The organism is Nitrincola alkalisediminis, from assembly GCF_009821115.1.
Classification (GTDB): Bacteria; Pseudomonadota; Gammaproteobacteria; order Pseudomonadales; family Balneatricaceae; genus Nitrincola; species Nitrincola alkalisediminis.
Genome location: NZ_VYTY01000005.1, coordinates 75355 through 88104, shown reverse-complemented (window position 1 = coordinate 88104; position 12750 = coordinate 75355). Strand labels below are relative to the sequence as shown.

11 protein-coding genes are annotated in these 12750 nt (G+C 47.9%); 8 read left to right on the top strand and 3 right to left on the bottom strand.

Annotation, left to right across the window (positions count from 1 at the left end):
• Positions 1 to 115: 115 nt before the first annotated feature.
• Positions 116 to 949, bottom strand: coding sequence for a DeoR/GlpR family DNA-binding transcription regulator (locus F5971_RS09415; protein ID WP_246187786.1), 834 nt, complete (start codon positions 947 to 949; stop codon positions 116 to 118).
• A 66-nt stretch (positions 950 to 1015) separates the two neighbouring features.
• Here F5971_RS09415 and F5971_RS09410 point away from each other — a divergent pair, with 66 nt between their 5' ends.
• From F5971_RS09410 to F5971_RS09390, 5 genes are all read left to right on the top strand, one after another.
• Complete coding sequence (locus tag F5971_RS09410) at positions 1016 to 1990, top strand: ABC transporter substrate-binding protein (protein ID WP_193494826.1); 975 nt, start codon at positions 1016 to 1018, stop codon at positions 1988 to 1990.
• A 5-nt stretch (positions 1991 to 1995) separates the two neighbouring features.
• A complete protein-coding gene (locus tag F5971_RS09405) occupies positions 1996 to 3699 on the top strand; it encodes an ABC transporter permease (RefSeq protein ID WP_193494920.1) in 1704 nt (567 codons plus the stop codon).
• A complete protein-coding gene (locus F5971_RS09400) occupies positions 3687 to 4736 on the top strand; it encodes an ABC transporter ATP-binding protein (protein ID WP_193494825.1) in 1050 nt (349 codons plus the stop codon). The genes F5971_RS09405 and F5971_RS09400 overlap by 13 nt, the downstream gene beginning before the upstream one ends.
• Positions 4737 to 4745: 9 nt before the next feature.
• Positions 4746 to 5813, top strand: coding sequence for an MBL fold metallo-hydrolase (locus F5971_RS09395; protein WP_193494824.1), 1068 nt, complete (start codon positions 4746 to 4748; stop codon positions 5811 to 5813).
• Between the two features lie 70 nt (positions 5814 to 5883).
• The gene (locus tag F5971_RS09390; protein WP_193494823.1) at positions 5884 to 6339 is read left to right on the top strand and encodes a phosphatase domain-containing protein; all 456 of its coding nucleotides are present in this window, start codon (positions 5884 to 5886) and stop codon (positions 6337 to 6339) included.
• Positions 6340 to 6514: 175 nt separating this feature from the next.
• On the opposite strand, the gene F5971_RS09385 is transcribed toward F5971_RS09390, so the two are convergent.
• Together F5971_RS09385 and F5971_RS09380 are read right to left on the bottom strand one after the other, a co-directional pair.
• On the bottom strand, positions 6515 to 7462 hold the full coding sequence (locus F5971_RS09385) for an Rpn family recombination-promoting nuclease/putative transposase (protein WP_193494822.1): 948 nt from the start codon (positions 7460 to 7462) through the stop codon (positions 6515 to 6517).
• 256 nt (positions 7463 to 7718) lie between these two features.
• Complete coding sequence (locus F5971_RS09380) at positions 7719 to 8690, bottom strand: Rpn family recombination-promoting nuclease/putative transposase (protein WP_193494821.1); 972 nt, start codon at positions 8688 to 8690, stop codon at positions 7719 to 7721.
• Between the two features lie 309 nt (positions 8691 to 8999).
• Here F5971_RS09380 and F5971_RS09375 point away from each other — a divergent pair, with 309 nt between their 5' ends.
• Genes F5971_RS09375 through F5971_RS09365 form a run of 3 tightly spaced genes read left to right on the top strand, consistent with a single transcriptional unit; the run spans position 9000 to position 12719 of the window.
• A complete protein-coding gene (locus F5971_RS09375) occupies positions 9000 to 9551 on the top strand; it encodes a sugar transferase (protein ID WP_193494820.1) in 552 nt (183 codons plus the stop codon).
• The gene (locus tag F5971_RS09370) at positions 9548 to 11482 is read left to right on the top strand and encodes a polysaccharide biosynthesis protein (RefSeq protein WP_193494819.1); all 1935 of its coding nucleotides are present in this window, start codon (positions 9548 to 9550) and stop codon (positions 11480 to 11482) included. Before F5971_RS09375 ends, F5971_RS09370 begins: the two co-directional genes overlap by 4 nt.
• Before the next feature lie 19 nt (positions 11483 to 11501).
• Positions 11502 to 12719: an O-antigen ligase family protein gene (locus F5971_RS09365; protein ID WP_193494818.1), complete on the top strand. Its 1218-nt coding sequence runs from the start codon at positions 11502 to 11504 to the stop codon at positions 12717 to 12719.
• The last annotated feature ends 31 nt before the right edge of the window (positions 12720 to 12750 follow it).

The window sequence follows — 12750 nt, the reverse complement described above, 5'->3', positions numbered from 1 at the left end:
GTTCTGATGAACCTACTCACCGATGCGCAAATTGCACTAGCATCAGGCCTAACCGAAGAAGACATTGCAGCACTGCGCACGACACTTCACCACTGAGTGTGTTTATAGGACGTACTCAGCCTACCAACACGTCCACCTGTTTGGCAGATAATTGACTGCGTAGGCTTGAGTGCAGTGCCTCGTCGCTAATCACGCTGTGGAAATCGCTGATATGACCCGCTCGACACACGCCCTCAGAATTAAACTTACTGCTGTCGATTAACAAAATATGATGGCGGCTGTTGCGCAATAAGGCTTCTCGGGCCATGACTTCGTCTGTGTTGTAGTCATAGAGATGCCCTAATTTATCCATGCAACCCACTGAAACGATGCCAATTTCGGCATTAAAGCGATTAAAAAACTCAATTGAGTCACCACCGACAACATCCTGATCTCGCTTTCTGACCAATCCACCGGCAATTAATAACTCACAACTCGGGTGGTGGCAGAGATGGCGTGCGGCGTGCAAATTGTTGGTCATAATCCGCAGACCAGAGACTTGATAGAGCACTGCAGCCAAATGCTCGACAGTGGTGCCTGTGCCCAATAATAGGCTTTGATGCTCTGCAAGCAGGCTTAAACAGCGTTGAGCAATACGTGCTTTTCCTTGAGCGTTGCGGATTTGTCGTTGTTCAAAGTCCACGTTCTCTCGGCCTGGAAAGGGTGCAACAACACCATGGCGGCGAATCAGTAACCCTTTATCTCCAAGGGTGCGTAGATCGCTGCGAATGGTTTGCACCGAGACCTGATACTGTTCGGCCAATTGCTCTGGGCGCACAGCGCCTGCGTGATTAATCTGTTTTAAAATTCGCTGGCGTCTTTCTTTCGAATTCATAATGACCTTCTCAATAAATATAGGCTTGGCTAAAAAACGAAAGCATTCAACTAGCATACGAAAGAAAGATGTCATTTTAGTGTCACCTGAACCCTTTAGCATGGTCACCTCTTCTTGATGAGACAACAAAAGGTGATGTCCATGTTCAATGTTAAAAAAGCGTTACTCTCTGTGGCTCTTGCGCTGCCGTTGACAGTTCAGGCTGCCGAAAAATTGGTGCTGTATACAAGCCAACCCAATACCGATGCTCAGATGACGGTGGATGCCTTCATGAAGGCACACCCAGGTATTGAAGTTGAGTGGGTAAGAGACGGTACGACTCAGTTGATGACGCGTTTGCGTGCGGAATTGAGTGCTGGGGTATCTAAACCCGATGTGCTTTTGATTGCCGATAGTGTGACAATGGAGTCTCTGATAGAAGAAGACCTTCTTCAGCCGTATATGAGTCCTGAGCGTACGGGTTACGATGCAGCACTTTATCATCCCGAAGGTTATTACTACGGCACAAAAATGATTACCACGGGCATTGCTCATCATACCCGTGCTCCTCACCAACCCACGTCTTGGACGGATCTGACACACGAAAATCTTAAAAACCAGGTGGTGATGCCAAGTCCTTTGTATTCGGGCGCGGCCTTAATTCATTTGGCGGCACTGACTGATATGGATGGATTTGGCTGGGACTACTACCAGCAGCTCCAGGCCAACCAAGTCAGCGCTCAAACGGGCAATGGAGCTGTGTTATCCGCAATCACTGCTGGCACAAAACCCTATGGCATCTTAGTTGACTTTATGGCCATTCGTGAAGCGGCCAAAGGTGCGCCGATTAAGTTTGTCTTCCCCAGTGAAGGCGTCACTGCCGTGACTGAACCCGTGGCGATTTTCAAAGAGGCAAACCATCCAGAAGCCGCTCAAAAGTTTGTCGATTTTCTCTTGTCGAGTGCAGGCCAAGCATTGGTATCTGAGCAAGGCTACATTCCAGCATTGGAATCCATCGCGTTACCTGACGGATTTCCGGATCGCTCCGAAATACGCTTGATGCCATTAGACGCCGCTAAAGCACTGCAAAATGCTGAAGACAATAAAAAGCACTTCAGTGAGATCTTTGGAAGCTGATGACCATGCAGCCAATCTCGAACATCAGCAGTCAGCCTTCGCGCTGGCTGCTTTCTATACTCCTCTTGGTTATCTTGCTGCTGACCTTGATTCCGAGTCTTCGTTTGTTGATCGAGGCGTTAAAGGACTGGCATTTATTAGGCGATTCTACCTTTGCGCAGGTATTGCAAGAGCCTTCGACTTGGCGAGCCTTCTCACGGAGTCTTTACACCTCTGGTTTGGGAACACTTATTGCCGTGTGTTTAGGCAGTTTATTTGCATTTAGTGTGACCTTGACCAACATCCGTGCGAAAACGGCCTTGGTGTTTTGTTTCATGCTGCCGATGATGATTCCGCCGCAAGTGACGGCCTTAAGCTGGTTGCAGTTAATGGGTCCTGGTAGCCCTTTATTGAATACCTTGGGTTTGGCTCCGGCATTGGGTTCTCCACAACCCTTGTATTCGGCGGAAGGTATTGCCATGTTGTTGGGCATTCAGCATGCGCCTTTGGTGTTTTTAGCTCTGCGCACCAGTTTAATTCATTTGCCTGGTGACTTAATCGAAGCGGCCCGTTTATCGGGTGCACGTCAGCATCACATCTGGCTCGATATTATTCTGCCCTTGACGCGCAACGGTTTGATTGCAGGCACATCAATTGCGTTTGTATCGGCACTTGGGAACTTTGGTATTCCTGCGATGCTGGGCATTCCAGCGTCTTACTACGTATTGCCCACGCTCATTTATCAAAAAATGTCGGGTTTTGGGCCGAGCGTACTGCCTGAAATGGCGTCACTATCGGTATTAATCGGCGTATTGGCCTTGATTGGAATACAAATTCAACAGTATGCCGCACAAAAGGGCCGTTTTCGCTTACTCGGCAACAGCAGTAAAGCGCAATCATTTGATTTGAAAAGAGGGCGAGTTGGGTTGGAAGTGGCCCTTTGGTTAGTGATCAGTCTGATTTTAATGGCCCCCTTACTGGCGTTAATGACCAGCTCTTTAGTGCCTGCATTAGGAGTGCCGTTGACTTGGGAGACCCTGACGTTCTCGGCCTATGATGAAATGGTCTCTCGTCAAGGGATGACTCGACGTGCCTTTTCCAATAGTTTGCTGCTGTCTATTAGTGCGGCATTGTTACTGATGGTGCTCTCTATCCTCATTGCCAATAGTTTGCGTAAGTCATCGGCGAAGATAAGTACTTGGCTGCTCAGTAGCATTGAAATTCCCTATGCCTTGCCCGGCGTAGTCTTGGCGATTGCCTGTATTTTGCTCTTCGCTAAACCCTTGCCGTTCATCAATCTCGCGCTCTATGGCACCTTGTGGATTATATTTATCGCCTATTTAGCGCGCTTTTTAAGCGTTGCGTTAAAGCCCGTTTTGGCCAGTATCAATGAAATGGATCCGAGTCTTGAAGAGGCCGCGCAAATTGCAGGCGCGTCGCCTTCACGACGACTGATCGACATCGTGTTGCCCTTAATCGCACCGGCTGTTGGGGCGGGAGGCCTGTTGGTGTTTTTAACATCCGTGAATGAGTTGACGGTCTCGGCGTTGCTTTGGAGTGCGGGTCGAGAAACCTTGGGGGTTCTGATTTTCAATCTCGATGAAAGTGGTGACAGTATTCTCGCGGCCGCCATTGCGGTGCTGGTCGTGCTGATGGTGTTTGTATTGATGATGTTGTTGAGCTTGTGTGCTCGCTATTTACCCAAAGGAGTTGTCCCTTGGCAGAGTTAATCCTGAATCAGGTCAGTAAAGTATTTGAGCAAAATCCTGTGGTGGATCAGATTTCGCTTAACATTCCACAAGGTAGCTTTGTTGCGCTCTTAGGGCCTTCCGGTTGTGGAAAAACCACCACACTGCGCATGTTGGCAGGATTCGAGACGCTCAGTGGAGGTGAGTTACGTTTAGGACATCAAACCCTTGCAACCGCGAAGGCTCAGATCTCCCCTGAAGACCGCAATATGGGTATGGTGTTCCAGTCCTATGCCTTATGGCCGCATATGACGGTGGCTGAAAATGTCGGATATCCATTAAAGCATCGACGCATTCCTTCAGGTATGTATCAAAAAAAGGTAAATGACGCCTTAGAAACCGTGGAAATGATGCCTTACGCGCAACGTTATCCACAAGACTTGAGCGGTGGGCAGCGTCAGCGTGTTGCGCTGGCGCGTTGTTTAGTGACCGATCCTGACGTGGTGCTGCTGGATGAGCCGTTGGCCAATTTAGACCGCCACCTGCGGGCATCCATGGAAGAGAGCTTTCGAGCCTTTCATCAGCGCACAGGCGCGACCATGATTTATGTGACGCATGATCAAGCTGAAGCCATGTCGTTAGCCAATCAAATTGCTGTTATGGAAAAAGGTCGGCTGGTGCAATGGTCCAGTCCAGAAGCGCTCTATCACCAACCTAAAACCCAATGGGTGGCTGAGTTTATCGGACAGGGCAGCATTTTGATGGGGCAGAAAGTTCCCGAGAACCAAACCCTGACGGGAGAGGGCGTCAATGCGTTGTTTCATCCAACCAATGAGCGTGCGCAAAGTGCATTTCTGGTTCGACCCCAGCATGTGCAGATTGAGTTAATCAACGCTTCCTTGCCGCAATCAGCGACTTTGACGGCCCGCGTGATCTCTCAGGTGTATCGTGGTGAGCGTTATGAAATCCATCTGGAAATGCCGAACCAACAGCGGTTACAGGCCTTTCATCCAGTGGCTGTCCCGATTGGAGCCACGGTTAGCCTTAATCTCACACAGGCTTGGTCATTGGCGGCATAAGGGGTCAGTATGGCAGTTGTAATACGGTGTCTTAGCGGTTTGGGTGACAAAGCACCTGCCGCGATTTTACTGCAAGCAGAGGGTGTCAACCTGCTGTTGGATGCAGGCGGAGCCTTACAATCTGGTGAAGCGATTGATTGGCCTAGGCAGTTAGAGGGCATCAAGCTGGATGCCATCTTAATCACACACGACCATATTGATCATATCGGCGGTGTTGCTCAGCTGGATTTTAATATTCCTCTTTATTGCACGGAGATTGCGGCACTTAGCTTACCCAAAGGGCGAGACTGGCACCCTTTGCCATTGCGCGGTACCTGCAGGATTGCCGGGATTTCGGTGACAACAGGCTTAAACGGTCACTCATTAGGTGGTGTTTGGTTGCATTTCGGTCTTGATGAAGGCATCTATTACTCAGGTGACATCAGTCTGGAGTCCCTGAGCTTTGCCTTTGACTGGCCACCCAAAGCCAAGGTAGCGCTGTTGGATGCCTCGTATGGCGATTATGATCAACCTCAACAGGCGTGTATCGACGCCTTGATGGAGCGAATGCGGCCACAGAGTCTGCTGCCAGTGCCTCCCTCGGGGCGTGCATTGGAAATGGCGATTCAGTTGGAACAACGTGGTTACACTGTCAGTTTGGATCCCGTATGTGTAAAGTTTTTGGAGCAAGTTAAGTCGCTTAGTCCTAGGTATTTTCAAGAGGGCTTTCATGCGGCACTGGCGCAATTTTCGCCGAGGCTTTGGATGGAAAGTGATCTAGACACCCCTTGTGTTCGCTTGGCGGCCGATCCGGATGGTTGTTCCGGCGCGGCGGGGCATTTAATTGCAGATCCACACTATCAAGGTCGCGTAATTTACACGGGCTATATGCCAGAAAAAGCATTGAATGACGTGCAAACAGGACGTGCTGAATGGACGCGTTGGAATGTGCACCCAAGGTTCAGTGATATTTGTGGATTGGTCGAGCATCTGCAGGCTGAGCGTATCTACCCCTTGTTCGCTAAGCCTGAGCAGCTGCAGCGCTGGCAAGAAACCTTTAAGCAGCGTCTGTGTTTATCGAATTGTCTAACCGATTAAGCCTGTCGATTGAGCCATTACTCTCCAAAACTATGTTGAAACAATTTTTAAACAATAAAAGGACATATGCATGAAAAAATACTCCGCCGTTATTGTTGATGTGGATGGAACCCTAGCTGAATTCGATCCTGAAGAGGTAAGGCATTGGGTGTTGGGTGAAGAGAAGCATTGGGATGCGTTTTTTGATCATATGGAAACGGCCGCGCCTATTGATGCGGTTGTTAAGCTTGTTCGTATTCTGCATCAGCAAGGGCAAAAAATCCTTATTTGCAGCGGTCGTCCTGAAACGCATATGGCACGTACCCTAGCTTGGCTGAATGCTCATGAAATTCCGTATGATGGTGTTTATTTACGTAAAGAGCGTGATGACCATTTGCGGGATGAAGTGGTCAAGGCCGAGTTGCTTGAAGATATGAAAGTTGCCGGATTTGAGCCCTGGCTGGTACTGGATGATCGTGATGCGGTGGTTGCGCAGTGGCGAGCTTTGGGGTTGACGTGTTTGCAGTGTGCGGAGGGGGATTTTTGAGGCGGTAGTGGTGGGTAGTAAGCCCTGACCTATCAAGACTCAAGACACGGCATTAATCCGTCCATGGAGCCTCGCGTTCGCCATCCATGGCGAACGACGGTCTTGAGTCTTGCTATGTCAGGGCTTTTGAGGAGATGTGTGCTGCGTTGAGGTCATTAGAGTATTGGAGGCGTTGTTAGTGCTTCGATGTTGACCGAAGCTCAGTTACAACCTTGACGGGTAATCCGGCGATTTTGGCGATCATTGCGTCATCCATTTCCGTCAATTTTATTAGGTTGCGGGCAACTTCACAGCGAGCTTCAGTACGACCTTCCATATGACCCTCCATACGAGCGGTATTGCGCTCTTTTTTTACTAAGTTTTCTAAGTTCTCTGCTAGCATGTCTTTGTCCTCTACTAGGCTATTGAGTCGATTGAGTTTGATCTCGGCTCCTAGGTAACTTAAATGTCGCTTAATCCAACGGGTCACAACTCTATCAATACGCTCTTTATGCGGAGACGCCTGAATGATCGCTGTGATTTTATCGACCGCTTGTTGCAGTGCTTCCATACTGTGCCCTGCATTCTCAACGCCAAATATTCCGCTCAGAGGGGTCGGCTTAAGCCCGAGTTCTTCATTAGTATAGCTTCCTTCATCCACTAAGTAATAGCGTAGATGCGGTTGATAGGCTTTCAAAAAATCGGGTGGCTCTGGGAAAATCAGCTCACTAATGTCGTGTTTTGCCGACCAGCGTTTAGATCCGTTGTATAACACAATCGGCAATATTGGAGGTAACCCTTTCTTTAAGGTCGTTTTTTTGTTTTTCAGTAAATGGTCATAAAAGCATGCCACATAGTGCATTAGCCTGATGGGCATGGTTGGGTCGGGTTGAGATTGAAACTCTAGTAAAATGTATAAGTAGACGGGTTGCTTAGCGCCGTCCCAAGAGATATCGACCGACCACACGACATCTTCCAGTTTTTCTTCAAATAGTGGCGTGATGTAATTGCCGCTGTGGATAGTAAGTGTTGAGAAATCCATGATGTTAGCGATTTCGGAGGGTATAAAGCCTTCAATGAGTTGCTGGACAAACTCAGGATAGCTAAAGACTTCCTTGTACGCGGTGTCGTAATGCTTTGCCATACGAGAGACTCCTTTCTGTTGGCATTGTGTTACATCCTTGTGAGTGAGAAGGGCCTTGTGGAGTGAATAATCAACGAGGCTCTTTTCGTGGACATTAGAATAAGCCCTGACCTATCAAGACTCAAGACTCGGCACAAGCCGTCCATGGAGCCTCGCGTTCGCCATTCATGGCGAACGACGGTCTTGAGTCTTGCTATGTCAGGGCTTTTGCAGAGATGTGTGCTGCGTTGAGGTCATTAGAGTATTGGAAGTGCTGTTAGCTTTTCGATGTTGATCGAAGCTCAGTTACAACCTTGACGGGTAATTCGGCGATTTTGGCGATCATTGCGTCATCCATTTCCGTCAATTTTATTAGGTTGCGGGCAACTTCACATCGGGCTTCAGTACGACCTTCAGTACGACCCTCCATATGGCCTTCCAGTCGACCCTCCATACGAGCGGTATTGCGCTCTTTTTTAACTAAGTTTTCTAAGTTCTCTGCTAGCATGTCTTTGTCCTCTACTAGGCTATTGAGTCGATCGAGTTTGATCTCGGCTCCTAGGTAACTTAAATGTCGCTTAATCCAACGGGTCACAACTCTATCAATACGCTCTTTATGCGGAGACGCCTGAATGATCGCTGTGATTTTATCGACCGCTTGTTGCAGTGCTTCCATACTGTGCCCTGCATTCTCAACGCCAAATATTCCGCTCAGAGGGGTCGGCTTAAGCCCGAGTTCTTCATTAGTATAGCTTCCTTCATCCACTAAGTAATAGCGTAGGTGTGGTTGATAGGCTTTCAAAAAATCGGGTGGCTCTGGGAAAATCAGCTCACTAATGTCGTGTTTTGCCGACCAGCGTTTAGATCCGTTGTACAACACAATCGGCAATATTGGAGGTAACCCTTTCTTTAAGGTCGTTTTTTTGTTTTTCAGTAAGTGGTCATAAAAGCACGCCACATAGTGCATTAACCTGATGGGCATGGTTTGGTCGGGTTGAGATTGAAACTCTAGTAAAATGTATAAGTAGACGGGTTGCTTAGCGCCGTCCCAAGTGATATCGACCGACCACACGACATCTTCCAGTTTTTCTTCAAATAGTGGCGTGATGTAATTGCCGCTGTGGATAGTAAGAGTTGAGAAATCCATGATGTTAGCAATTTCTGAGGGTATAAAGCCTTCAATGAGTTGCTGGACAAACTCAGGATAGCTAAAGACTTCCTTGTACGCGGTATCGTAATGCTTTGCCATACGAGAGACTCCTTTCTGTTGGCATTGTGTTACATCCTTGTGAGTGAGAAGAGCCTTGTGCAGTGAATAATCAACGAGGCCCTTTTCGTAGAGATTAGAATAAGCCCTGACCTATCAAGACTCAAGACTCAAGACTCAAGACTCGGCACAAGCCGCTTTCACAACCACATTGCACTAAATAAAGTTTGTTGGTGTCTTCATTAGTCGATATTATTGCAGGCGAAAAACAAACAGATTTACATTTTTTTCTGTGTTGATAAGGGTGTAAGCTATTGTTTTATAAATCATGCGAGGTGAAAAGGAATAAACATGATTCGCAGTTTGGATGTGTTATTTTCGGTGCTTGGATTACTGTTCGGGGCCCCGATTTTTCTAGTGTTAACGATTATCGGCTTTTTTGATACTGGCTCCCCCATCTTCCGGCAGACACGAGTTGGGCGTAATTTACAGCCCTTCACTCTGGTTAAATTCAGAACAATGAAACCGGAAACCGCCTCGGTGGCGACCCATCTCGCCAATAGCAGCGACATTACCCCCTTTGGTCATTTCTTGCGTCGAACTAAACTCGATGAGCTACCCCAGTTATGGAACGTGCTAAAAGGGGAAATGAGTTTAGTGGGGCCTCGTCCTTGCTTGTTTAACCAGCATGAGCTTATTCAAGAAAGAGACGCGCTGGGTGTGTTTAACGTGCGACCAGGGATTACAGGGCTGGCACAAGTGAATAATGTCGATATGTCGACACCTGCCAAACTTGCCGCGATGGATCAGCAAATGATCCAGAACCTTAATCTACGGCAGTATTTTCGCTATATCTTTCTAACGGTGTTGGGTAAAGGGCAAGGTGACAGGACTGTCTCATGAGTAATTTTAAGAAAACGGATTTTTTTCATTCAAAGCTAATGCAGTTAAGTCGTTATCAAAAACGTCTACTCATGGTGATGGCCGATGCGGTTGCCTTGCCCCTCGCCCTGTGGTCCGCGTTTGCTCTGCGCTTTTCGGAACTATGGCCCGAAGCCTATCTTTACCCAGCCGCAATTTTATTTATTTTGTTACCCGTCATGGGCATTCTGATTTTTATTCGGATTGGGCTTTATCGAGCCGTCATTCGCTACATCGGTAGCCAGATGATCTGGACGGTCGTGTCGGGCGTGTTAATCCTATCCATGATGCTTTGGGCGGCTGCATTTGTCATTAAAATAGAGCCCTTCCCCAGAACGGTTCCGGTTAATTTTGCCATCATTGCCTTGATTTATGTGGGTGGAACCCGCTTTTTAATGCGCAGTTACTATCAATGGAGCTTAGACTTGTTCATTGATAAAAGCCCAGTACTCATATATGGTGCAGGCGAAAGCGGTGTTCAGCTGTGCCGGAGTTTAGAAAGTCATCACGAATACAAATGTGTCGGCTTTTTAGATGACGATCCATTGCTGATCGGGAGTAATGTAACAGGATGCAAGGTCTTTGATCCAAAGCACCTTTCCACATTAATTGAGGCACGTAACGTGAGTGCCGTGTTTCTTGCCATGCCCTCGATTAGTGCGAAAGCGCGCCGCGATATACTGCAACGACTGGAGGAGTTTCCTGTTCATGTCAAAACCCTGCCGTCCATGCACGAAATTTTAGCGGGCGAATCCATCACCAGTTTGCGTGAAGTGCAGATAGAAGATCTGTTAGGTCGAGACCCCGTTCCCCCCATTCGAGCGCTGATTGATGACAGCATTCATAACAAAGTTGTGATGGTGACGGGTGCTGGAGGCTCTATAGGCTCAGAAATATGTCGGCAAGTGCTAAAGAATACGCCACGTTGCTTAGTCTTGTATGAGCGAAGTGAGTACGCACTCTATGCGATTGAGCAAGAGCTGGCGCTGTTATCCAAGACACTGGGTATCACTGTTCCACGGATTTCACTGCTAGGGTCGGTGACGAATACACAGCGTATTGACGATGTGCTTAGTCGGTTTCAGGTACAAACGCTCTACCACGCCGCTGCCTATAAGCACGTCCCCTTGGTTGAGCATAATATCCTTGAAGGCATCGAAAATAATGTACTGGGCACCCAAATACTCGCCGAGGCTGCATTACGGGCAAAGGTTGAGCGCTTTGTATTAATCTCTACAGATAAAGCCGTTAGACCCACCAACGTGATGGGCGCGACGAAACGACTTGCTGAGCTGATATTACAAGACTTGGCGCAGCGATCCTCTCAATCTACATCCAAGACCATCTATTCCATGGTGCGTTTTGGTAATGTACTGGGGTCGTCTGGATCGGTAGTGCCTTTATTTCGAACGCAAATTGAAGAGGGAGGGCCTGTGACCGTAACCCATCCTGACATTACCCGCTACTTTATGACGATCCCAGAAGCCGCAAACTTGGTGATTCAAGCCGGTTCTATGGCTAAAGGTGGGGATGTATTTGTTCTTGATATGGGTGAACCTGTCACCATTACCGATTTAGCCAAGCGTATGATTCGACTAATGGGCTTTTCCGTTAAGGATGAGCGCAATCCTCAGGGGGATATCGCGATTGAATACACAGGGCTTCGACCGGGTGAAAAGCTCTATGAGGAATTATTAATTGGCGATAACGTCACTCCGACGCAACACCCTAAAATTATGAGAGCCAATGAAGAAATGCTGTCCCCCGATATTTTGCAGCAAACATTGGTTGAGCTAGAAACAGCGGTCCACCAGAATCAGGTCGACGTTGCGCGTGAATGTTTAACACGAAGTGTGTCTGGTTTTACACCATCCGATGCATGTGTTGACTGGATGACAACGCGCTCAACTTAAACAAAAGGGACGAAGGACGATGAACAATACGCTTCCATTGAGAGGTCGGTTAACGTTTTTGTATTTGAACAGTTTTCTGGTTTTTTTACTGCTCGTTAACTTGATCGTTGGTGATGTGCATTTAGTCCGAAACCTATTCGCTCTTTTGGCCTTGCTAGCGGTGCCCTTTGTGATACGCAACGCGAAGATTGAGGCATCGGATGGATTTTGGCTTGTCTCCTTGCTGGTCTTTGGCGTCTATCACCTTTTACACATCCTGCTGCTTGGCGACTGGTCTGAACATGGATCAGGCTATATTAAGTTTGTGTTGTTTGCTGTTTTTTATGTGTATTTACAGCAGACAGGCTATATCCGTGAGTCCATCTACCTTGGAGTCGTGTGCGGCAGCTTACTGACGCTGTTGAGCGGTGCGTTGGAAGTATGGCACAGCCATGGCGATGAGCGTATTGGTGTAGGTCACAACCCTATTGTGTTTTCTAACCTATTGCTGATTTACGGCCTAGTTCTGGTTGATTTTCTGTTTCGTTCATATGCGCGGCCTTACAAGCTAGGCGTTGGCTTTATTCTGCTGGGTTTGCTTATTCTCCTTTCGTTCACGGGCACGCGCGGTGCTTATGTGACCTTGATTGCCTTGGCTGTGTTCTTTGCCTGCATGAAACTGCGAACGCTTGCTAGCAAGCGAAGCCTAGTCATTGCCTTGGCCTTGGTGCCAATTGTGTTGGTAGGCTCCTATATTTCCCATGATGGCTTAAAAGACAGAGTGCAGGATACAAGAAGCGAAATTGAAACCCTCATGGAGGGAGACTTTGATACATCTCTTGGGCTGCGACTCAATGCGTGGTGGATTTCGGCTGGATTGATAAAGGAGCAGCCTTTATTTGGCATTGGAGAGAGCCTTGATAGGCTGAATGCAGAGTCTGAACGATGGGTTGCCGAGCACCAACTCTCCTTCAATGCAATAACCGAGCTATCACACGTACACAACCAGTATGTGCAGGAAACGCTCGAATATGGCGTGTTTGGATTGCTGTGTTTGATACTGCTCGGCATTGCATTTGCCTTCCGAGTATCCGAGAGCACGAGGGTGCTAGTGTATGGCTTGCTGATTATTTTTCTGGTTTTGTCCTTAACCGATACGGTATTCAAAACGAATGTGTGGGTGACGGCCTTTTTTGTGGTGGGTTCCATCCTGCGCCTAGAGTCAAAAGCGGTTTCCATGCGGGATGTTCTGCGTTAACACATTGGCGTAAATCTGTCAGAAAGTGACA

Coding starts and splice junctions, on each gene's coding strand:
- F5971_RS09415 (WP_246187786.1), bottom strand. CDS start 949: ATGACATCTTTCTTTCGTATGCTAGTTGAATGCTTTCGTTTTTTAGCC.
- F5971_RS09410 (WP_193494826.1), top strand. CDS start 1,016: ATGTTCAATGTTAAAAAAGCGTTACTCTCTGTGGCTCTTGCGCTGCCG.
- F5971_RS09405 (WP_193494920.1), top strand. CDS start 1,996: ATGCAGCCAATCTCGAACATCAGCAGTCAGCCTTCGCGCTGGCTGCTT.
- F5971_RS09395 (WP_193494824.1), top strand. CDS start 4,746: ATGGCAGTTGTAATACGGTGTCTTAGCGGTTTGGGTGACAAAGCACCT.
- F5971_RS09390 (WP_193494823.1), top strand. CDS start 5,884: ATGAAAAAATACTCCGCCGTTATTGTTGATGTGGATGGAACCCTAGCT.
- F5971_RS09385 (WP_193494822.1), bottom strand. CDS start 7,462: ATGGCAAAGCATTACGACACCGCGTACAAGGAAGTCTTTAGCTATCCT.
- F5971_RS09380 (WP_193494821.1), bottom strand. CDS start 8,690: ATGGCAAAGCATTACGATACCGCGTACAAGGAAGTCTTTAGCTATCCT.
- F5971_RS09375 (WP_193494820.1), top strand. CDS start 9,000: ATGATTCGCAGTTTGGATGTGTTATTTTCGGTGCTTGGATTACTGTTC.
- F5971_RS09370 (WP_193494819.1), top strand. CDS start 9,548: ATGAGTAATTTTAAGAAAACGGATTTTTTTCATTCAAAGCTAATGCAG.
- F5971_RS09365 (WP_193494818.1), top strand. CDS start 11,502: ATGAACAATACGCTTCCATTGAGAGGTCGGTTAACGTTTTTGTATTTG.